Source organism: Cytobacillus solani, from assembly GCF_006704205.1.
Taxonomy (GTDB): domain Bacteria; phylum Bacillota; class Bacilli; order Bacillales; family Cytobacillaceae; genus Cytobacillus; species Cytobacillus solani.
Map to the genome: position 1 here is coordinate 4,213,261 of NZ_CP041305.1, position 22,040 is coordinate 4,235,300.

General features: G+C 34.5%; 24 protein-coding genes and 3 pseudogenes. 23 read left to right on the forward strand and 4 right to left on the reverse strand.

Features of this window, described 5'->3' with window-relative positions; genetic code table 11:
* The first annotated feature begins 358 nt into the window (after window positions 1-358).
* Both FI644_RS21165 and FI644_RS21170 read left to right on the forward strand, forming a co-directional pair.
* Entirely contained in the window at window positions 359-1,342 is a 984-nt protein-coding gene (locus tag FI644_RS21165; RefSeq protein WP_056684912.1) for a phosphotransferase enzyme family protein, read from the forward strand.
* Between the two features lie 479 nt (window positions 1,343-1,821).
* Entirely contained in the window at window positions 1,822-2,388 is a 567-nt protein-coding gene (locus FI644_RS21170) for a CBO0543 family protein (RefSeq protein ID WP_053476269.1), read from the forward strand.
* Between the two features lie 234 nt (window positions 2,389-2,622).
* Here the strand turns inward: FI644_RS21170 and FI644_RS21175 are convergent, their stop codons facing one another.
* Window positions 2,623-3,834 (reverse strand): aminotransferase class III-fold pyridoxal phosphate-dependent enzyme, encoded by a 1,212-nt coding sequence (locus FI644_RS21175; protein ID WP_181758138.1) that lies wholly within the window; start codon window positions 3,832-3,834, stop codon window positions 2,623-2,625.
* A gap of 365 nt (window positions 3,835-4,199) precedes the next feature.
* On the opposite strand from FI644_RS21175, the gene FI644_RS21180 reads away from it, so the two are divergent.
* Window positions 4,200-4,760 carry a sugar O-acetyltransferase gene (locus FI644_RS21180; protein WP_053476267.1) on the forward strand — a complete coding sequence of 187 codons (561 nt, stop codon included), beginning with the start codon at window positions 4,200-4,202 and terminating at the stop codon, window positions 4,758-4,760.
* 346 nt (window positions 4,761-5,106) lie between these two features.
* Here the strand turns inward: FI644_RS21180 and FI644_RS21185 are convergent, their stop codons facing one another.
* On the reverse strand, window positions 5,107-5,448 hold the full coding sequence (locus FI644_RS21185; protein WP_142108807.1) for a DapH/DapD/GlmU-related protein: 342 nt from the start codon (window positions 5,446-5,448) through the stop codon (window positions 5,107-5,109).
* Between the two features lie 8 nt (window positions 5,449-5,456).
* Between FI644_RS21185 and FI644_RS21190 the strand changes: the two are divergent.
* The 4 genes and pseudogenes from FI644_RS21190 to FI644_RS21205 all read left to right on the forward strand — a co-directional run.
* A pseudogene (locus tag FI644_RS21190) lies at window positions 5,457-5,816 on the forward strand (TetR-like C-terminal domain-containing protein); the annotation flags it as partial.
* A gap of 192 nt (window positions 5,817-6,008) precedes the next feature.
* Window positions 6,009-6,116: pseudogene (locus FI644_RS21195) on the forward strand (GNAT family N-acetyltransferase); the annotation flags it as partial.
* Between the two features lie 422 nt (window positions 6,117-6,538).
* Window positions 6,539-7,288: an alpha/beta fold hydrolase gene (locus tag FI644_RS21200; RefSeq protein WP_056684902.1), complete on the forward strand. Its 750-nt coding sequence runs from the start codon at window positions 6,539-6,541 to the stop codon at window positions 7,286-7,288.
* Window positions 7,289-7,294: 6 nt separating this feature from the next.
* The gene (locus tag FI644_RS21205; RefSeq protein ID WP_053476265.1) at window positions 7,295-7,876 is read left to right on the forward strand and encodes a TetR/AcrR family transcriptional regulator; all 582 of its coding nucleotides are present in this window, start codon (window positions 7,295-7,297) and stop codon (window positions 7,874-7,876) included.
* A 519-nt stretch (window positions 7,877-8,395) separates the two neighbouring features.
* Here FI644_RS21205 and FI644_RS21210 read toward each other — a convergent pair.
* Both FI644_RS21210 and FI644_RS21215 read right to left on the reverse strand, forming a co-directional pair.
* Entirely contained in the window at window positions 8,396-9,667 is a 1,272-nt protein-coding gene (locus FI644_RS21210; protein ID WP_056681801.1) for an IS110 family RNA-guided transposase, read from the reverse strand.
* Between the two features lie 315 nt (window positions 9,668-9,982).
* A complete protein-coding gene (locus FI644_RS21215; RefSeq protein ID WP_142108808.1) occupies window positions 9,983-10,852 on the reverse strand; it encodes a LysR family transcriptional regulator in 870 nt (289 codons plus the stop codon).
* Window positions 10,853-10,980: 128 nt separating this feature from the next.
* On the opposite strand from FI644_RS21215, the gene FI644_RS21220 reads away from it, so the two are divergent.
* The 16 genes and pseudogenes from FI644_RS21220 to FI644_RS21290 all read left to right on the forward strand — a co-directional run bounded on the left by FI644_RS21220 (window position 10,981) and on the right by FI644_RS21290 (window position 22,037).
* Window positions 10,981-11,166 (forward strand): hypothetical protein, encoded by a 186-nt coding sequence (locus FI644_RS21220; RefSeq protein WP_053476263.1) that lies wholly within the window; start codon window positions 10,981-10,983, stop codon window positions 11,164-11,166.
* The gene (locus FI644_RS21225; protein WP_056684895.1) at window positions 11,156-12,049 is read left to right on the forward strand and encodes a DMT family transporter; all 894 of its coding nucleotides are present in this window, start codon (window positions 11,156-11,158) and stop codon (window positions 12,047-12,049) included. Before FI644_RS21220 ends, FI644_RS21225 begins: the two co-directional genes overlap by 11 nt.
* A 269-nt stretch (window positions 12,050-12,318) precedes the next feature.
* Entirely contained in the window at window positions 12,319-12,519 is a 201-nt protein-coding gene (locus FI644_RS21230; protein ID WP_056684892.1) for a hypothetical protein, read from the forward strand.
* A 40-nt stretch (window positions 12,520-12,559) separates the two neighbouring features.
* Window positions 12,560-12,787, forward strand: a complete 228-nt coding sequence (locus FI644_RS27415; RefSeq protein WP_056684889.1) for a DUF4181 domain-containing protein — start codon at window positions 12,560-12,562, stop codon at window positions 12,785-12,787.
* A 285-nt stretch (window positions 12,788-13,072) separates the two neighbouring features.
* Window positions 13,073-13,591 carry a hypothetical protein gene (locus FI644_RS21240; RefSeq protein ID WP_053476259.1) on the forward strand — a complete coding sequence of 173 codons (519 nt, stop codon included), beginning with the start codon at window positions 13,073-13,075 and terminating at the stop codon, window positions 13,589-13,591.
* Between the two features lie 66 nt (window positions 13,592-13,657).
* On the forward strand, window positions 13,658-13,825 hold the full coding sequence (locus FI644_RS26480; RefSeq protein WP_156319120.1) for a hypothetical protein: 168 nt from the start codon (window positions 13,658-13,660) through the stop codon (window positions 13,823-13,825).
* Window positions 13,826-13,857: 32 nt separating this feature from the next.
* Window positions 13,858-14,046 (forward strand): annotated as a pseudogene (locus tag FI644_RS21245) (hypothetical protein); the annotation flags it as partial.
* 88 nt (window positions 14,047-14,134) lie between these two features.
* Window positions 14,135-14,680, forward strand: coding sequence for a DUF1697 domain-containing protein (locus tag FI644_RS21250; protein WP_056684887.1), 546 nt, complete (start codon window positions 14,135-14,137; stop codon window positions 14,678-14,680).
* A 211-nt stretch (window positions 14,681-14,891) separates the two neighbouring features.
* The gene (locus FI644_RS21255; RefSeq protein WP_142108809.1) at window positions 14,892-16,112 is read left to right on the forward strand and encodes a translocation protein TolB; all 1,221 of its coding nucleotides are present in this window, start codon (window positions 14,892-14,894) and stop codon (window positions 16,110-16,112) included.
* Between the two features lie 294 nt (window positions 16,113-16,406).
* Window positions 16,407-17,048: a DUF6944 family repetitive protein gene (locus FI644_RS21260; RefSeq protein WP_056684880.1), complete on the forward strand. Its 642-nt coding sequence runs from the start codon at window positions 16,407-16,409 to the stop codon at window positions 17,046-17,048.
* 511 nt (window positions 17,049-17,559) lie between these two features.
* A complete protein-coding gene (locus FI644_RS21265; protein ID WP_056684877.1) occupies window positions 17,560-18,540 on the forward strand; it encodes a glycerophosphodiester phosphodiesterase family protein in 981 nt (326 codons plus the stop codon).
* A gap of 312 nt (window positions 18,541-18,852) precedes the next feature.
* Window positions 18,853-19,566 carry an MOSC domain-containing protein gene (locus FI644_RS21270; protein ID WP_056684874.1) on the forward strand — a complete coding sequence of 238 codons (714 nt, stop codon included), beginning with the start codon at window positions 18,853-18,855 and terminating at the stop codon, window positions 19,564-19,566.
* A gap of 329 nt (window positions 19,567-19,895) precedes the next feature.
* A complete protein-coding gene (locus tag FI644_RS21275) occupies window positions 19,896-20,465 on the forward strand; it encodes a dihydrofolate reductase family protein (protein ID WP_056684872.1) in 570 nt (189 codons plus the stop codon).
* Window positions 20,466-20,645: 180 nt separating this feature from the next.
* Window positions 20,646-20,939, forward strand: a complete 294-nt coding sequence (locus FI644_RS21280) for an antibiotic biosynthesis monooxygenase family protein (protein ID WP_142108810.1) — start codon at window positions 20,646-20,648, stop codon at window positions 20,937-20,939.
* A gap of 327 nt (window positions 20,940-21,266) precedes the next feature.
* A complete protein-coding gene (locus FI644_RS21285) occupies window positions 21,267-21,545 on the forward strand; it encodes an ArsR/SmtB family transcription factor (RefSeq protein WP_053476253.1) in 279 nt (92 codons plus the stop codon).
* A 108-nt stretch (window positions 21,546-21,653) separates the two neighbouring features.
* Window positions 21,654-22,037 (forward strand): VOC family protein, encoded by a 384-nt coding sequence (locus FI644_RS21290; protein ID WP_053476252.1) that lies wholly within the window; start codon window positions 21,654-21,656, stop codon window positions 22,035-22,037.
* Window positions 22,038-22,040 lie beyond the last annotated feature (3 nt).

Sequence of the window (22,040 nt, forward strand, 5' to 3'; positions counted from 1 at the left end):
CGGTTTAAATTAGTTAGAAGTTGGTTGATTTGACCTATGATTAGAGCTTGGGCAATTCAAAGCACAGGCTTTTGTTATGAATTAAACATTTTAAGCCACAGGGTTATGTAAAATAATTCTGTGGTTTTTTTGTTTGATTTAAATATCAAAAATTTAATTCCAGTTGGTATTTTCAAAATTTTAATGGATGTAAACAAATGAATTTACAAACACTCGATTGGATGATTTTTTTAAACTCATTTTGAAAGCTATCAAAAACAGTTATTTGAATTACACAGATTAAGTACAAATAGACGATATTGAGAAAAAAATTGAACAAGAACTGATGCTATTTTGGTAATAAGGAGTTGTCTGTTTTATGTTAAAATTAAAATACCTTTTTGACAATGTGAATTTAGCAGAAATGTTATTGGGAAATTGGGAATATGATAAAGAATCTATTGATTTATTTAAATATTATAGAATATCTTCAAATGCTATTTATCCTTTTCAAGCCCGAGGCAAGACACAAATGTTAAGATTTTCTCCAAAATCTGAGAAGTGGCAGGATAATATTCTAGCAGAACTTGAGTTTATTACTTATCTGCGTACTAAAAAGTATGGCGTTTTAGAAACAGTTGTGTCAAAAAATGGGGAAGAACTTGTTGAAGCACAAACTCCATGGGGCGATTACTTTGCTTCTGTATTTAAACGTGTGGCAGGTGTACAGCTTAACAAGACCGATTTAAGTGATAGCATCATCTTCAATTATGGAAAAGCATTAGGAAAACTTCATCAGTTATCTAGTGAGTATAATCCAATTAAAAACAAGCGATGGTCATACAGTGACGTGTTAAATTGGATTCAAACGGTTCTAATTGACTTTCCAAATGAAACATCAGCTTTAATGGAAACAAAATTACTGCAAGACTATTTTGACTCTATTCCTATCACCAAAAACAATTTTGGACTGATTCATTATGATTTTGAATATGATAATGTATTCTATGATGAAAAGTCTCAATCTTGTAACATTATTGATTTTGACGATGCCATGTATCACTGGTATGCAGTAGATATTGAGCAAGCTCTATATAGCTTGCAAGATTGTATTCCAGCTGAAATGTTTCAGCAAAAACAACAATGCTTTTTGGACGGATATCGTACCGAATATGAACTTTCAGCTGATATGATGTCTTTATTACCAGCTTGTAGACGTTTTGCTAATTTATATGGTTATGTTCGTGTATTAAGATCTGTAGAGGAAAAGTGGGAAAATGAACCTGAATGGTTAGTAAATTTGAGAGAGAAATTGAAAGAGGCTATGAAAAATGAATCTTCTTGTTTTGGATTGGATATTTAATTTTAGGAGTTTGCGAATAGTTTAAAGTCTTATTCAAGAATAGGGCGCAATTCTATTATTAGAATTACTATCTTTTATAAAAAGGACAAAATGTTAAGTAAAACCTAGATTTTTAAACGTTTTTATTGTTATATTTTATAGCTAGTAAGTATCTTACATTAAATATTAAACAATTATATTTTTAACCCCGTCCTAATTTTAGAACGGGGTTAGCCTTGATTAAGGATAATATTAAATATATTTTCCACTCTGGGGTGGAAGTGATGTTTTGGATAATGAAATAATTCTCCATCTAATCAACTCCTACATGTCGATTGGTATTTTATATAATTTTTTTTATATTTATATCAATCATTTGATTCTTGTTATTGTTGCCGAACTTACTAGGAACAAAATTGGAAACAGTTAAAGTATAGAAGGAAGATAAATTGCAAAAGATAACCCTTAAGACATACAAAATGGTGGGGTTGGGTTGAAGTATGACAGTTGAAGAAGGCATGAAACAAACGGAAAATGCATACGAACTGCTAATTAAAGTGAATAATTTAATGTCCGAAGCAGTCGTTAACGCTTATATGTTTACATGGGAATGGTGGTTTGGGGTTGGATTATTTATTATTCCATGGATAGTTTGGTTTCTGTTTAGAGATAAGGAAAGTACGGGTCGGCTTCTAATTGGAGGCTTTGTAACCATCATTATATCACTAATTATTGATCTTATAGCCTTGGCTTATGGGCTGTGGTCTTACCCGATGAAATTTTCACCAATAGCTCCACTATTATTTCTCCCTTATCATTTTGCTTTAGATCCGGTTGCAATCATGTTTGTTATTCAAATTAAACCAAGAACTAATCCACTTTTAAAAGGTTTAATATTTGCTGCAATTGCAGCCTTCGGGGGTATGAATTTTTTTGCAATGATTGATTATTACAATCCAAAAGGATGGTCCACGATTTATGACTTTTTTATTTTTCTATCCACTTTCTTAATAGCGTATGGGTTCAGCAACATGGATAGTTTTAAAAAATTAACAGATCGCTCTTGAATGATGGGAAGTTATTCTAAAAGAGCCTTCGTTTTGTTCAGTATTGGATGGCATTTCTGCAATATTTAAGATCTAATATAGTCTAGTATATGACTACGCTCTTTCGTTAAATGGTGCTTTCCTAGTATAAGGATTGGCGCTCCAATAGTATGGTATTTCGCAACGTCATTAAGTTTATGTTATAAAAAAACACCTCCGAAATTGGATGGTGTAAAAGTAAAAAAATGCATGTAACTATCGTTCATCGTTAGAGCTTAATCGAGTTTCCTCTTTTACTAGTAAGGATGTCAAACAGGTCAACATATCATTAATATCAATTTCACGAATGGTCAATGCTGGATAAAAACGAAGAAGATTAGCCCTCCAACTCGAACCAACCAAAAACCCTGATTGAAACAGATTCCGATGAATTCCTGATAAATGTTCTGTGCCAAGAGTATCATTAAACTCTGCAACAAGCATCATTCCAACACCTCTAACTTCCTGAATCAAATGACTGACATTAGATATTTCAATCAATTTACGTTTGAATTGTTCACCCAACAATGCACTTTTATTTATTAATTGTTCCTGCTGAAGAACTTTAATCACTTCAAGAGCAACTGCACTACCCAAGGCATCATTTTGATGTGATTGTGCGTAAACGAAGCCTGTGCCGTATACTCTTTTAGCAATATTACTGGAAAGTACAGCTACACTAACCGGGTAACCATTTCCTATACCCTTACCAATAGCCACCATATCTGGAACAATGTCGTAATGCTCGAAACCAAACCAGCGACCAGTACGGCCAATGCCAGTAGTCACTTCATTAGCAATAATTATTCCTTCTTGTCCCTTTATCCTCTTAACAATATTTTTTATAAGTCCTTTTGGAGGTAATTTGGCCATTCCTGATGTATTACCTGGCTCAAATACGAACCCTCCTATGTTATCAAATGGGATTTTTTTTAATATTTCGCAGCCAGGATTACATGTTTCTACAAAAGTGCAACCCTTACATAGGCTCAAGTCAAAAGAAAACCATTCATTGTCTGCTTTTTTGCTAGCAGACCCAAGTGCACTTAAATATGACCCTGACATGGTAAGTAATAGAGGCTTTGCCATGATCCTTTTGGCCATTTGAACGACTAGTTCGACTGCTTCACTCCCTGAGCTAAGGAAAATACATTTTCCATTAGGAAGTGATGTAATACCAAGTATTTTTTCTGCAGCTTCTTCGACGATTCTGCTTTTATACCGATACCCAAGATGCATTATATTCTGTAACTGCTCATAGATTACACCATTAATATGTGGATGACTATGTCCAAGAACGGTACTCCATACTCCTGCTTCGAAATCAATAATCTTGTTACCTTGTTCATCGTATAAGTAGCAGTTTTCTCCCCTCACAATGTATGTATCGTACACCTCATATCCAGTAGAGTTAAATACATTTCTCATTTCTACACCGCCTTTTATGGTTAATAATTCCATTAGTATTTATAATTACCTTTTGTAAATTATGAATAATTCTTGAATTATTTTTTTAATGAAGGAACAGTGTTCATGGGCATTTAATGCTGCCCATGAAAATCGCAAATTAAATCCGCCTTTAAGGTTTGCTGGTTTATGCCAGCTTTTTATTTCCGTATGGAATAGTTGATGAAACTATACCGTAATATCTACCATAATCGGGCGATAGAGTTGAATACCTTGTGGATCGGAAACGGCTAATTATTATCGACTATCGGAGCATGTAAGTGAAAAAGAAAAGTGAATGAGCTAGAATATTTGTAAGTACATTACATATGAAAGTAGGTAACAAAATGAAAACCGAAAAAGAAAAAATGTTGGATGGAGAAATGTATAATCCAGCTGATGCAGTCCTGTTGAAGGAACGTAAGGAAGCAAGACGAAAGGTTAGGATTTATAATCAAACTTTAGAAACTGAAGGAGAAAAGCGAACTGAATTATTAAAGGAATTACTCGGTTCAACTGGGGAAAACGTATATATGGAGCCAAATATACGCTTTGATTATGGTTATAATACACATGTAGGTGAAAACTTTTTTGCAAACTTTGATTGTACCATCTTAGATGTATGTGAAGTACGTTTTGGGGATAATTGTATGCTTGGGCCTGGGGTACAGATATATACTGCAGCACATCCACTTCATCCCATTGAACGTAATTCAGGTAAAGAATATGCAAAACCGATTGCTATTGGAAACAATGTGTGGATTGGTGGAAGCGCAGTAATAAATCCTGGAGTAACGGTTGGAAACAATGTCGTTATTGCTTCCGGTGCTGTAGTTACTAAAGATGTACCAGATAACGTTGTAGTTGGTGGTAATCCAGCAAAAATCATAAAATATATTAAAATATAATTTTCACTTTAAGATCTGGCTGCCAAATCAGGTAGCTTTTTCTTATTGAACTATCGGAGCAGTTTTGTTTAGGAAATTTGTGAAGGTGAAGTATTGCTCTTAAACTTTCGGGGGGTTGTAGTGAAAGGAAAATAATGGATTTTATGATAAAGATCATATTGTGTCATTCATTAAACGGTGCAATTCCAAAAATTGCACTCTATTTTTATTAAAAGGGGTATTTAATAGAATAAGGCCTTATGAAAGTAATAAAATTCAAATTATTACGGAACGAAAAGACAGATTGAATACTAAAAGCAAAGGAGGTGGAAGAATAGTTCTAACAATTCCTTTGCTTTTAGTGCTATTACTTTGAATTAATACTTATTTTTTTTACAACTTTTGCTGGCACTCCTGCAACAACAGTGTTTTCTGGAATATCCTTAGTCACCATAGCTCCTGCTGCAACAACAGAGTTGTCGCCAATCGAAACGCCAGGTAGTATAGTTGAGTTTGACCCAATCCACACATTTTTGCCAATTATGTCTGGAGAGGGGGATGTCGTGTTTCTTGTTTCTAATGATAAACCATGATTAAGTGTTGCAATCGTGACATTCATACCGATCATTGAACAGTCTCCAATAGTGATTCCACCTCTATCTTGGAAGGAACACCCTGTGTTTAAAAACACGTTTTTTCCGATGGAGATATTTTTGCCAAAGTCATATCCAAAACATGGCTAATCTTTGTGAATTGGAAGCTGAAATGGATTGGGTTGAATCGACAGTAATCTGTATGGAATATCTTGAAAGTAATTATTTATTTTTTTCGATGATGTTGGCGAGTGAAGGAGCAAGATATTTTCGCAGCAGGTTTGTTCAACATAATATCGAAGAGTTCAAAAAAGACGTGGATGTGACTAAAGGCAAAAATCTCGGTCAAAACGAAGAGATAGTTGCCGAATTTGTTGCAAATGCTTACGTAGGTGTAGTGGAATGGTGGTTAAAAAATGACATGCCCTATCCACCACAGGAAATGGCAGAAAAAGTGGGGGATTTATTAGACAGGATTATATAGATTGATCGCATAAAAAATCTCTCATATGTATTATAGAATGAAGAGGATAATGTGACTTTGGTCTTCAATAAATATGGTGTATGTGAAGGGTTGCTCATAAACGATCGGGGAGTTAGTTAAGGAAAAATAAGCAAATTTTCATCCGTGTTTCTATTATCGTTGTTCTATTATTTTACACTTTCCTGTAACAGTATTATGTTAGAGACACAAAATAATAATGTAAGTGAATGTAAGTTTTATGAACGGTATGGGTTCATTATTGGTGGATTTGACAAACTTGTCTACAAAGGCATCAATTAGCTAACTGAAGAAGTTGCGATATTTTGGTATTTAATATTTGAATAGTCCCTTAGCGATGGAGTCGTTACGATTAGGATAACGATCTTTCATATGTGGCGCTTTTCCTAAGTTAGAAGGCGTCTATTTTATATGTCCATACACGTTAAGGGAATAGATTTTGTTACGGTAAAGTTTGATTCTGAGAATTTATACTTATATTAAAAGGTGCGATACTTCAATAACGAAGTATCGTTTTTCGTATTTAACTATATGACAGCATTAGTTGAATATCCAAATACCGATCAGGCTGTTTTTTATTATTCAACAAACAGGGCAGAATTTTGGAATAAAATAGGCGTTTTTCTAATTTATTATTGACTAAACGTTCAGTCAATAATAAAATTAATTTGAATTATAAAATATTGACGAGATGAGGTGTTCGAGTGGATTTATATTATGAGGTTAAAGGACGTGGAAAACCTCTGGTTCTTATTCATAGTGGTGGTTCAGATATCCGTGACTGGACTTATATTGCTCCAGTTTTGTCAAAACATTTTTTGGTGATTACCTTTGATGGCAGGGGTGCCGGAAAGTCTCCTTCTCTCTTACAGCCTGTTAATTATGTTGAGGATTTAAGAATGCTCTTGGAACACCTGAAGATAGAGAATGCAGTAATTATTGGGCATTCCATGGGTGGCCAAATAGCTACTGAATTTTCGCTAACTTACCCGGATAAAGTATCTGAGCTTATATTAATTGCTCCTGGACTAACAGGATTTAATTACTCAAAAGAATTTCAAAATAGTATGAAAGAAGTTAGTGAAGCTGCACCGAATGTTGAAAAGATGGTTCAATTAGCGCTTGCTGTACCAACCAACCGCATTGTGATGAACAGCACACATCGTGAATTAATGATTGATATGATTCGCCAACATATAATAAATACATTTGAGTGGCAATCCTTTGAGATCATTTGGTCTGATCCACCTTCTATAGAAAGGCTTGGAAGTATTAAAGCGAATACGCTTTTCATAATTGGAACAGAGGATATTCCGGATAATTATGCGGTTGCTGAATCGTTCAAGCTGGTTCCTAACATAGAATTTACTGAAATTGCAGGAGCCGACCATATGGTGACATTAACACATCCGGAACAAGTGTCTCAATCGATAATCAAATTTTTAAAGGGATGAAGTGCTATGCCACGAACAGTAGAAGAAAACGAGCGTATTCGTCATTTATCCAAGGAGAAAATCCTTGAAACTGCGATGGGGTTATTTATAAAAAAAGGCTATCATACAACTTCAATAAGTGAAGTCGCCTCACACGCTGGTGTCTCTAAAGGTTTGCTTTACAATTATTTTAAAGGGAAAGAGGAACTTCTTGCATATATGATCAGTTCTAGAGTTACTGGAGTAAGTGAAGTTATGAGTAATGCAATAAGATTTGAAAGACCTGAAGACCAACTAAAATATATTATTGAACATGCACTAGATCATGTTTATGAAAATCCGGCAGAGTTTCGGTTTTATTTAAATTTGCAAACACAGCCGGAGGAAGATGAGCTATTAAATAAATACAGTAAAGTGCTTATAGAAGAAAATGCAAATCAGTTTGAAATTCAATGCAAGATTTTTGAAAAGTTAGGAATCGAAGAGCCAAGAAAACGGTCATTGTATTTTTCATCCACCCTTCACGGGGTCATGCTAATGATAATCTCCTACCCTAAAAATTTCCCTTTAAATGAAATAAAGAAGCAGATAGTTAGGGAGTTCTGCTAACAACCATAACTGCAGTTGTTGATCTCAAGAAGTCACATAACTAATCGAGATAATTATTGGACACGAGCCTATAACATCTCTTTTGAAAACAACTTACTAAAAGAGGACATTTTAACTCCCTCAGATAGATTCTGTTTTCTCTCAAATGCTCGCTTATTCGCAGGATTTCAAACCACTTTGTAAGAACAATAACGGATGATTGAAATAATTATAGATATTTGGGCTACATGAATGCATGCGGGAATAGAGGAGTAGAACAAATACCCCACTTATTTCCAGTATACTGCACGCTTACTCCACGCCGCCCCTGGAGGCTATCCCTCCCATGTCTCAACGGGTCTAAGCCCTTTCATTCCTTCGTCATGCCTATCCAAGGGGTGGAGGCCGGTTTTGCTAACGGAATGGGTCGCAATGCCCTTTTGTTTAAGTATTCCAGTACTCCGTGCTTTCTTTGAGATCCTACGAATAAGCCAATATTCAACAATTTTTATTAGTCGTGTTCAACTGAAGATAATTGGGTTATGCTGCTGGTATTAATGGGTATACTTTTTCTGGACAATAAGACTCGTTTCGCCGGGCCACTCCAACTAATAATCTTGCCAACTTACCAATAAGTTTCATTATTGACTTCATTTTCTTCATCTTTTTAACCTCAACATTATAAGAGTGAAGAGCTTTAAACTCAGGATTATTTGCCACAAGACTAAGTGTTGCTAGAAATAAATATCGCCTTAAACGAGACCTTCCTCGTTTAGAAATTACAATTTGTCCTTTCCATTTACCTGAGCTAGCCTCTACTAGATGTAGACCTGCATGACGTAATAGAGAATTACCATGTGCGAACTTACTGAGGTCGCCAGTTTCACCTAAAATGCCACCTAGGGTTACTTCAGTTAATCCTTTAATACCAAGTAATTTATCTGAAAAAGTAATGTTTTTAAGTACTTCACTTACTTCTTTTTCGACTGTTTCAAGTTGGATTGTGGCGAGATCAAATTCGTCGAGTAACATTTTTAGGTGTAGTTTATAAGCATCGTAGGCTTGAGTGGTACCTACAGAATTCTTAGATAGCTTAATCAATAATTGAGCTTTCTTCAAGCCAGGTTGTCGTTTCATTAATGATTTCCATCCATTTACTATATCTTTGACATCTAAGGAACGCAGTTCCTTTGGTGTTGGAAATAAGCGAAGAGTCGTAATGGCTCCTTTTCCTTTTACATCTTTAAAAACCTCCCGAAATTCAGGGAATACAACATCTACCCATCGGTTAATTTGATTCGCAGAGCTCACAAGACGTTTAACAATAACGTCTCGATTTGACATTAGTACTCTAAGTTCCTCAAATGCTTCCGAAGTTGGGCGAATAAAGGAGTAGTATCCATTCTTGACCATATCCGCAATCACAAGGGCATCCTTCTTATCACTTTTGGATTGGGTGTTATCACGATTTTCTTTGTTCCTTTTAACAAGATGAGGATTTACAGTTACTACATCCACACCTTGATCGTATAGCCATTTAGATAAGTTTAACCAGTAATGTCCAGTCGGTTCCATACCAACTATTTCGGTACTATAACCTTTTGAAATTTTTAACCTATTAATCCACTGAAATAAACTGTCGAACCCTTCTTCATTATTTTCAAAAGTAAGGGGTTCACCAATCACTATTCCACGAAAATTCACAGCTCGGGCAACATGCGTTTTTTGTGCAATATCTACCCCAACAACGAGATGTTTATCTGAAATTCTTTCTATTAGTTGATTTTGTTTGTCTTGCATTTTAAACTTCATATTAGAGCTTCCTCCTTAGAATGTGAGTTTTAGAGTGGTGTCTATACTCATATCTTACTGAGGGGCTCTATTTTTTTCAAAGTTGATAATTAACGTTCTACAGGAATGCTAACGGGTAGCGATACTTCGATTACGAAGCATCGCTTTTCTTATTTAACTATAGAGGCAGGTTGTACAAGAAGCATTATTAAGAGTTATTTGAGATATTTTAGACAGACTCTTTTATATTCGTTTAAGAAAGTGGGAAGAGAAATCATGATTAAAATGATGGAGTGTTTTAACAATGTGATTAAATGATTTCTCCATCACACTTTTTCACTCCCTGTTTCTATATGATAAATATTCTAAAAATCTTTTGGACGCAAGGGAAAGTGATTTTTGTTCTCTTGTGGCAATACCAATATTTCTAAAAGCAGGAACTTCAAGCTCTTTCGCGATAATTTTGTGAGGGATACGCTGTAAAATCAATTCTGGTAATATACTAATTCCTAGCCCGTTTTCCACCATAGACATAATTGCATAGTCATCCCATGTTGTAAAATTAATTTGTGGTGAAATTTGGTGCTTCTCGAAAATTTCAGAGATTTCTGCTTTTGCACCCTTTTCCAATAGCATAAACGGACTGTTCAATAGTTCGTTGATTGGAAACTTTTTGCAATTAGCGAGTGGATGATTTTGCGGAATCACTACCAGCAAACGGTCTTGCTCCAAAAATGTAGTTTCAAGCTCTGCTTTTGACGGCAGTCGCACAAATCCGAAGTCAACACGTCCATTTTCAATCCAGCTTTCAATTTCTGTATAATCACCAAGCAGAAGTTCAAAGTCAATCTTTGGGTAATCCTTCTTGAAAATTCTAATAATGTTAGGGAGCCAATGGGTTGCTACGCTGGAAAATGTCCCAATTCGAATCATCCCGGACTGCATATCGTGTAAGTCTTCGATCTGTGTCATTAAGATTTCATGTTCAATACAGATACGCTTTAATTGGGGAAGTAACTTTAAACCATCCGAGGTTAAACTGATTCCTGCACGTCCTCTTTCGAAAAGGGAAACCTCCCATTCCGTTTCTAAATCGTTAATCATACGGCTGATCCCAGATTGTGTATAGTCCAAGCTTTGTGCAGCTTTTGTAAAGCTACCGTATTCTACTGCTTTGACAAATGCCATATATTTTTGGATATTCAAATCTCATTCCTCCATCCATCCGGTTTCGTCATGCGTTTCATGAAAAACATTCGTTTTTGTAATAGATGTGAATATGATATGTTATTACTATTAAAAATTCAAGTTGGGAAAAGAGAAGGTGGTTAAAGATGATATTTGTGAGTGAAGTTATGGAAAAAGAATTAGACATCTATAAGTCTCCGCTACAAGAAATGGTCTACGAATCATTGACAAAGTTTCAGCTTTCATTTGAACGAGTGAATACAGATGAAGCAATTTCATCTGCGAACTACAAGCTGTTTCGCAGATTCGAGGGAGTAGACATTGAAATCTAAAATTCAGTTTATATTATCAATGATTATTTTTGGAACAATTGGTTTAGTTGTTCGATACATTAATTTGTCTTCGAGCGAAAGAGCTTTACTAAGCAGTTTCATAGGTTTCTTATTTTTACTGTTAATATTCATTATGATTAAGAAAAGAATATCGTGGAATTTAGTTAAATCGAATGCTTTATTCTTGATTCTTTCAGGAATTGCATTGGGAGGAAATTGGATATTTCTTTACCAATCGTATGACCATACGACAATTGCCAATGCAACGCTAGGTTATTACTTTGCACCTGTGTTTGTGATGATTCTTTCTCCCTTTGTACTTCGTGAACAATTATCCATTAAAAAAATTGTGTGTATTGGTGTTGCGCTCATAGGTATGTTAATGATTGTAGGAGAAGGCATCAGCGCATCTAGATCTGATGATATACTTGGGCTTTCCTTTGGATTAATCGCAGCAGCATTTTACGCCGCGTTATTGCTTTTAAATAAATTTATTATAGATATGGAAAAGTTAGAGCTGACTATCATTCAGCTTGGAATAACTACTTTGCTCCTAATGCCATATGTTTTCTTGACTTCTGGCTTTGGTATCTTTGAAGTATCAAGTTCTTCCATTCCTTTTATTTTCATTTTAGGGATCATCAATACTGGGATTGGATTTTGGTTGTTTTTCGCTGGTATGGAGAATTTAAAAGGACAGAATATAGCTATGCTAAGTTACGTGGATCCATTTGTAGCTATATTGATTTCTGCAATTATATTGCAAGAGCAATTGACAATTGTTCAAATGCTTGGTGGTGCATTGCTACTAGGCTCTACATTTGTTAGTGAAGTTAGATCAATCAATCTTCTAAAACATTTAATGAAAACACGAGCCGAATAATGATAAAAACAGTGCGGACCATTTGATTCCCATTGTTTTGCATTTTAAAGTGTTTTTAGATTAAGAGTTTAATATAAAGTATAATTAAATAATCTTTTCCATACCCTACAGAACGATAGACAATACTTAACTTTTTTACAGGGTGAAGAATTGTATTTAATGTTACGAGTTGCGTTAATCTAAAAGGATTGACGCTTTTTTCATATAGTGAATTGTACGAATAAAGGGGTTTAGTGAAATAAGAAGGGATTTCTTAAGGTTTTGTAGAAGTGGTAAGTTTATGGGAAAATATTAAATATCGGGTAGGAAAGGATCGGTTACTTTTGGCAAGGTTTATAGAAGATTTAGCTGGGGTAAGTTATGATTTCTATAAATTTATTTTCACAAGTGTATGTTACCTTTTGGCTGGGATGTTCATTGTTGGTGTTCCACTTTATCCAATAGCTGTCGCATTTACAATGTTTGATTAACGGCTTCGTTTTTTCAAAAAAGGAAAGACGATTTTTTATTATGGAAGCAGAATACTTACACAAGACAATCGGAAAATTTAAAAGTAGCATAAGTCTAAAGTGGTTTTGGATAGTTTATCTTACTTTTTTATCAGGTTCTCAATCTTTTATGGAGTGGAAGTATATTAAAAACTCAAAACAATATATTACCACACTTATTTTTCTAATTTTAGGATTAATTATTATTTATAATATTGAACACATTTTTTCAATATTAGGCTGGAATTAGTTGTTGAACTTTTTAGACATCAAAAGAGTGGTCTTATAGTACGGGGGTGGTTACAATAGGAATGAAACAAAAGGCTATCAAAACAGTTAAAACCTGAGTTGGAATTATTCAAGGTGATAGTTTGTAAGAAAATATACTCTAGCTAACTTGTTCAAGAGTTGAAGATCAAGGAAGGATTAACATCTTTTTCTTGGCAATGGAGCTTCTTAGTGCAATAAGAACTTTACAGTTAGGAATAGAAGTAATTAGAAGTAATTTTCATTTTTATAGGAAGGTCGGAGTAAAATGAGGAAAGTAGTTACATATTTTGCAGGTGGATTCCTTGTTATTTTAGCAATTATTATAAGTTTTCAAATAGATAAGGATAAATCAGAATTAAGCTTAGAAGCAGTGTTGGGTAACTCAATTTTTAATGCATGGGATAGTCTTAATGAAATTGTTGAAGATTCAACAGAAGAAATTTCAATTGAATCTATAAAAGTGATGAATGAAAATCTAATTTCAATAGAAGCTTATGCGAATGTTATTGATAGAATTGTGGCTGAAGATTTACTTTTACCTATTGTGAGTAAATTATTGAATATAGGAAAAGAAATTGAGGAAAATCATGATAAAAACGGAGAATTTACTGAAGTAGATATAGAAAAATACAAAGTAATTGTAAATGAAGCAAAAAATGTTATTGAGCAAATATACATAGTCTACTATGTTCCTGATTCTGAGGGAAAAGTAAAATTAGAAATTGAGAACTTTAGGGAATTGGCAAATATCAACGAGCGGTTGAATGTTTATGATTTTGAATAATAATCTCTATTTCACAAATGGATTCCTTTTATTAAAAAGCTACTAATTGAATGGTAGGTGGATATAATGAAAAAAAACAAATTTATCATAGGCTTTTTTACAGGATATATTGTCTGTATGTTAATAATCTATTTTATCTTTGATTACTTTTCATGGTCATTTGTCGTCGGCTCATTAACAGGAATAGCCTTATTTGGAATTATAATTAACGTTGTAAGCAAGAAAAGTATATAGGTATTCATTTCAAAAATATTAAATTTAGATGAATTAAAATAAATTGTGATTCAACAAATGATAAGAGTCATGTAATCCCAGAAAAACTTGGTTTTGTATCAGAAGGTACTTTTATGAATGATGATCTTTCCGCAGATGGTAGCAAGCTAACTGACACTTATATTTTATTTGGCTATAAAGTGAAGGATTTCTGTCAGGTGAGCGGATCCAAGAAGGATTAGCTCATTTTTTATAGAACATATTATTCGAACAGGTGTAATCAATAAGATTTATTGGGTTGATAAGTAAAAAGTTGTAAGGAGGATAGTTATGGTTTATATCGCTCTCCTTCGGGGGATAAATGTCGGTGGAAAAAATAAAATTGACATGAAGTTGCTTAAACAAACATTTGAACAAGCCGGGATGAATGATGTGGTGACATATATCAATACAGGTAATATTATTTTTTCATACAAAGGTACATCAAAAACTGAACTATCACGTATTTTGGAAGAAGCGATACAAGGTGATTTCAGATTACAAATAAAAGTAGTAGTTCGAAGTATCGATGATATTAGAGGAATCATTAACGCTATTCCTGACACTTGGAAAAATGACAAAGACATGAAAAGTGATGTCATGTTTTTATGGGATGAAATTGATGATGAATCTGTACTTATGAATTTAATCATTAAACCAAATATTGACACGGTGATATATGTTCCTGGTGCGATTTTATGGTCTGTTGACAAGAAAAATGTAACCAAAAGTGGTATGTTAAAAATAATTGGATCAAAGTTATACAAACAGGTTACGGTAAGAAATGTTAACACCGCTCGTAAGATATATGAACTCATGCAAATTCAAGTTTGTTAGTTCTCCCGATGTTAATTGTACAATAGGTTCTAAATGTAGCAGCAAAACTTTTAAGTTATAGAAAGAGTTAAGTAATGAAGATTGTCATACAGGCAGTCGTTTTTTGTGTTAACAACGGTGAGTAGCCTGTAGTAAGCTGAAAATAAAGTGATAGAGCATTATAAGAATCTCCGTCAAATATCAGGACATCCTATTGTTAGGAGGGATGTTCTTGGGATCTCGTATTTTATTACTGCTAATTTTCTTGTTTTTTCATATATCAATAAAGGTAAATGCAGAAGCCACCCTTACTGCAGCATTTATTCGTGACAATCAACTATGGATTAAAAAAGGAGAACAAGAAATTCAAATTACTAAGAATCGGTATGTATATTCCCCGAAATGGTCCTATGACGGTCGATTTATAGCTTATATTGATGGAGATGAACATGGTGAAAAATCGGATTTATTCATATATGATACGAAAACAAAAGAAAGTTACCAGCCTTATACAAGAGTCGAATCAACTGACTTTAAATGGTCACCGATTAAAAATCAATTAGCCTATATAAATCATGGGGTATTAAACGTAACGAAAGAAAAGAATGGTCGCCCAGAAGGGTTTGTTAATGTTTCATTAGGTGTAAGTGGGTTTGAATGGTTTCCGAATGGGAAAGAATTTATCGTTTCCTCACAAGCAAGTTTACGACCTTCCGGATGGGGTCCAATCCCACTTTATAAAATTCCAGTCAATGCGAATCTTGCAAAAGATAAAATGAAGCTATTTTATACCATTCAAACAAATGAAACGGATTTGTTTGCGATTTATGCTGACCAATTCAAGTGGAGTTTCGATGGAAAATGGGTAAGTTTTATCGCTGTGCCTACAGCTTCCTGGTCCATGGATAGTAATACATTATGTGTTCTTTCTAATATCGGAATCCCATTTCAAACTGTAGGAAAAATGCTAGGATACGAAGATTGGATGAAGTGGGCTCCATCAGTAAATCAGCTAGCATATATTTCAGGAGAAGGAAGATTTTTCGTTGAAAACAAGAACACTACCATTGCCGACATGCCAACAGCTATACAACAAAAAGAATATACGCCTAAAGGGTATGTAGACCTTGATTTAGAATGGTTCTCATCAGATAAGGTAGTTGTTGCACGAGCGATAGAAAACAAGGAGTGGAAGGAAGGACCTGTTCCAACGATGTTAACAGCCCTATACGCCATTAATATAAGAACAGAAGACCAAAAACAAATTTCCTTTCCAAAGAATAATGAAATAGATGAAGATCCCCAAGTGATTGGCTCTCTTCTTACTTGGTTTCGCAAAAAGGAAAAAGATTTTCACGGTGACGTTTGGGTGAAGGATGGTTTAAGTGGTCAAGAGCATAAGTGGCTTAAGAATGTTGAAAACGCTCCTATCTTTTTTACGCCAAAAGAGTGATATTGAAAAAGTGTTAATTAATTTCTTAAATGGATTATCGAACAAGTTAAGAAGTCAAAAGCTTTTCAGGTTCGATAATATTGAGTACGATGAATTTTTAACATTTTGGAATGAATAAATGGGGATTAAAGAACAAGATTATACTGTACAAATAACCTGAGTTATACGAAATGAATCATATGAACCTTAATTGGTAAGAAAATTCACTGATGAAGGAAACATCATCTAAAAATTCAACAATCATACATCGGATGAATATATTGCGAGTAATATCTATATGGGCGGTGGTGAGAAATGAATAAAGAAATGGAACTGCTGCTGACGGGGACAGGGTTTTTGGTGGCGGGAACGTTTTTCTCCGCTGTTGGAGCAACTAAAGTATTCGTGACTAGGGAAGATGATGGTCTTGCATATGTTGTGAAAGGAAATACGATTGAAAGTATTAGAAATAGTCTGCAGGCGATTGCACGTGAAAAATTATTAGAAGATCGAGAAGCAAATGAAAAGGAGCTTTTAGCAATTATCGGCTGCTGGTTTCAAGCGGGAGGAAATGCTGCGAATGCAATTGCATATGAAATGATTTTAAACCGAGTTGAAGAAAAGGCTGGTTTTCAACTGAATGCGATTGGCAGCGGAATTCAAGCGGTCGGTGGTTCGTTTGAGGCATATGGTGTACAGGATGAGGGAAAAGGGGTTGTTCTTGGTGCTGCGCTCATTTCGCTAGGCTCCCTGTTCGATGCTATTTCCAATCTATATATTCTTCGAGAAAAGGAAGATACGGGCAACGCAATTGCAATGGCAGGAACATACATTGAATTTACTGGTTCACTGGTTGCTTTGGCCGCCTTGACACAGTTAATACAAGCAGAAGCAGCAGAGAAAGAGACTAAACGCTATCAATACTCACATTCTTCCATTTGTTTGTCAGATTCATAGTTTTTTCAAGCTTTGGAAGTAGAAATATAAAGATATCGAAGTAGGGATAGTAATGAGAACTATATTGATAATTTGGCTGGAGGAATTTATGATTCTGTCAATTGATACTCACAAGTAGGAGTGCAACTTTATGTTATTGCAGTAGAACAGTGAAGACTTTTGGTTCAAGGATTATTCACAGCCCTTGTATTAATTGTATACAATGGAGAAGCAGTAATAAACTATTTTTCTAATGGTGCGGTATGCTGGGAATCTTCTAATGATGAACTTGATGGAATTTATGTATATGTAAAGTGAGTATTTATCTTAAGATATTACAAAATACTCAAAGCACAGGTAGAAAACCTGTGTTTTTTATTTCAGAAGGCAGTTTTAAAGAAAAATTCTGAATCGTAATTTTCAGTCTATTATCATCGTTTTGTTATTTTTCAACTATTGAGTATTTTTTAAGCATTTATTATCCTATTCATAGTATTTCGGTCATTTTTATCTAATAGAAAAATTGGAGGATATGAAAGTGAAACTTAGAAAAGTATTAAAGTGGGTATCATTTCTAATTCTATTTTTAATCTTGTTTATTTTTGTTAATAACACTGCCATCTTTACAAAGGAGCGTGATGGAAAACCTATTCTTTTAGCCCATCGTGGCTTGGCACAAACCTTTAATATGGAAGGAATAACAGGTGAAACCTGTACTGCGGAGCAAATTTATGAGCCGGAACATCCATATATTGAAAACACCATCTCTTCCATGAAAGCTGCTTTTGATGCTGGTGCAGATATTGTAGAAATAGATGTGCATGTGACGAAAGATGGGGAGTTTGCGATTTTCCATGATTGGACCCTCGATTGTAGAACTGATGGTACGGGAACAACAAGAGATTATACAATGGATGAGCTGAAACAATTAGATGTTGGTTATGGGTATACGGCCGATAATGGGAAAACATATCCTTTTCGTGGGAAAGGCGTAGGGCTAATGCCTACGCTTGATGAAGTTCTATCTAAGTTTCCAGAGAAGTCCTTTCTAATCCATATTAAAAGCAACGACGGAAATGAAGGAAAACAATTAGCTCTGTACCTCTCTAAATACTTAGATGATAGGTTAAGTAAACTTTCCGTTTATGGTGGAAACAAACCAATAGCTGCCTTTAAGGAAAAACTTCCAAATATGCGTGTCATGTCCAAGGAAACATTGAAGAGTTGTTTGCTACCTTATATAGCAGTGGGGTGGATTGGGCATGTTCCATCGTCGTGTAAAAATACTCAATTACATATTCCAGAAAAATATGCTCCTTTTTTATGGGGATTTCCAGACAAGTTTCTTAATCGAATGGATCAAGTGAATACAAGGGTCATCCTTGTTGGGGGAGACGGCGGGTGGTCAGAAGGTTTTGATACAGAACAAGATCTGGATCGTCTTCCGGAAAATTATAATGGTGGGATTTGGACCAATCGAATTGATGTGATTGCTCCTTTCTATAATGAATAAACGCAATTGAACATAAATTCTGAGTAGGTATCCGGAGATCTTTTTTCTTTTGGACTAAGGCTGCTGTTTAATGGATGAAGCAGGTGAAACATTTTTATATTCGTAACGACCAATTATTTAAAGGGGAAGCGTATGAGGAAATTTGTGATTAAGAGCAGACTTGTTAATCTAAGAAGGGAGCGCTCTTTTTAGTAGAATTCATTTAAATAACGAGCAGAATAGATCAAAAGGTATTTTTCTTTATTAGGCGAATTTTTTCTTTGAAACTTTTACAAGAATTGTATAGGCTATTTCAAAAGTAGGGGTGAAACTTTGGCTAGAAATAAGGAGTTGTTAGGGATTGTCAAGGAAATCCGCCGGTTTCCTGTAAAGTCAATTTTAGGAGAGTCTTTATCATCAGTCTCAATAGACAAGAGAGGTCTCTTAGGTGACCGTTTGTGGGCAATAAAAAACCAGAATGGAAAATTTGGGAGTGGTAAGTCAACACGTCGTTTCCAGCAAATGGATGGGTTATTTAAATTTAGTGCAAAATATGAAGGGTCTATTCCAATCCTAACTATGCCAGATGGAACAGATTTTCGTGGTGATAACAATGCTGTCAATGAGGCATTGACTAAGTTTCTCGGATTCCAAGTAACCTTGGAAAGAGAAGAATTAATATCTCATTTTGATGAGGGGCCAATAAGTATCATTACAACTTCTGCTTTACGTTTATTAAGTCAAGAATTAGGAGAGCTAGTTGACTCTCGTCGTTTTCGAGCAAATCTTTTAATTGATACAGAACTAATGGGACATCTCGAAGATGATTGGGTGAACCGACTAATCAAAGTTGGACCAAATGTAACCTTGAGAATTGTTGCCCCTCTTCAAAGATGTGTTATGGTGAACAATTCTCAAGAGGAACTAAAACAGGATGTTCGGGTACTCCGAAATTTGGTAAATTATCATGGTGCCATGTTTGGGGTTTGGGCAAACGTTGAAGTTAACGGTGAGATACATGTGGGAGATGAAGCATTCTTTGAATAAGATCATAATTTTACTAATATAGTAGAACACTTGAATAAGATTGGTTGAAATGGAGAAGTATGGTTGACGTATCAACGAATTTCTCTTAATTAAAAGGGCTATTAAGAACCAGATGAAAATGTAAAAGAATCAAACTTAAGAAATGACCACACTTTTTGTTCATTCAAACGCCTATTTGGATTCTTTAAAATGACTTTTTTCTTTGAGGATCTATATTCTCACCTTTTAAATTAATCATGCCTTATTTGTCATGTTTTACGGATAGTATAGTTTATACCTTATGATTTTATTAACAAGGTGAATTCTACAAAATAAAAGGAGATAAAATTATGGATATGAAAGAAAGACCTAGAAGAATCATTTTAGATTTAGCAGTTTCTTTAGATGGATTTATTGAAGGGCCGAGAGGAGAAGTCGACTGGTGTATTATGGACTCTGAAATGGGGTTTATTGATTTTTTAAATCATATTGATACAATTTTTTATGGGAGAAAAAGCTATGATTTATGGGGGCAATATACTCCAAAAAATGAGGTCTCTGATACTGAAAAAGAAATTTGGAAATCAGTTCATGGCAAAGAAAAATTTATGTTTTCAAAAACTGAAAAAAGGGATGGCCATAAAGTAACAGTCATAAATGATAATATTATTGAACAAGTAAATAAATTAAAAAATAAGCCTGGTAAAGACATCTGGCTTTATGGAGGGGCAAGCCTAATTACATCTTTTTTAAGATTTGGTCTCGTTGATGAATTTAGGTTATCCGTTCACCCAGTTATTTTAGGGGAAGGAAAACCTTTGTTTATTGACATAAAGAAGAGATTGAATTTAAGACTGGTAGATACAAAAAGATTTTCCTCTGGTGTTGTTCAACTTTGCTATCATCTAAAAAAAGAGTAAATGTTACGTATCATGATATGTTTAATTCATGGTGAAAACATATTTCTTCTCCAAATTATAAGAGATTTTGCGAAATAAGAATCATAAAAAACAAAGATCTATTATTAATATTAAAGATTGATTTTAATGAACAAAATAAAAATATTATAGAATAATAATCTATTAAAAGGGGGTGATGGAATGATTTTAGAATCTGTTATGCTGCAAGTTAAAGATGGTATGGAAGAGGATTATGAGGAGGCATTTCGTGAAGCTTCAAAAATCATTTCTTCAATGAAAGGGTACATATCTCACGAATTACAAAGATGTATGGAAGTTAAAGGAAAATATTTATTGCTGGTTAAGTGGGAAACTTTAGAAGACCATACAGTGGGTTTTAGACATTCTAAAGAGTATCAAGAATGGAAAAAGCAACTACATCATTTCTATGACCCATTTCCAACAGTCGAACATTTTGAGAATGTTGTTCTTTAGAAGGTTATCGTACTATCGGAGTGCTTTAGGTGAAGTATGGATGTTGCTGTAGTATCACTTTTTCTAATGTCACAAACGGGACAGTTTAGTTGAATAAGAAAAAGTGAAAAATAAAAAAAATCGGGGGGCTTATAAATTTAACTAGTGTGTTGATCCAATAAGGATTAATGCACTTTTTTGCTGAAATTCAGTTTATATTTTAATAATGGCACCACTATAATAATGTGACTATAACTTGTTAAAATTTCAGGATATGATTCCTTTTTCACGCAACCGTAAAGTTGCTTATGTTTGACAAGCAACCATAGAGTTGCTTATACTTAATATATGAATGGGGACAAAGACGCTATATTCAAAGCACTTGGCGACTCGACTCGGAGGCTTATTTTAGACGAACTGTCTGAACGCAACGAGCTGACGTTGTATGAACTTACGGTACGTCTCATTATGAAGTACAACCTTTCCATTTCGCGACAAGCGATAGCTAAACATCTTTCTGCATTAGAAAATGCAGGACTTGTAATTTCAAAACGAAAGGGAAAATATCGAGTAATTATATTCAACAATGAACCACTTAAAAATTTGCTGAAAGGATGGATAGAGTAATTTTATAAAATCAGAACAGGAATTCTAACTAATGGGTGGGTTATTTTTCTTGCAGCTAGAATGTAAAACAGCACAATAAGTCACAATTATCGAAGGGGAAATTACAGAATGAAAATCATTGTTACCAGTATATTCGTAGAAGACCAAGATAAGGCTCTAGAATTTTATTCGGAAATGCTTGGATTTGTAAAAAAGCATGACGTTCCCACTGGAGAATTTAGGTGGATAACGCTAGTTTCTCCCGAGGAACAAAAAGGTCCCGAGCTTTTACTTGAACCGAATAAGCATCCAGCGGCAAAAGAGTATCAAGAGAAGTTATTTGCTGAAGGCATCCCAGTAACAATGTTTGGGGTTGCAGATATTCACGCAGAGTACAAAAGATTAGAAGATAAAGGCGTAAGGTTTACTATGGAACCGACAAAAATGGGCGATGTCACAATAGCTGTCTTCGACGATACATGCGGCAACCTTATTCAGATAATTCAGGAGTAACTT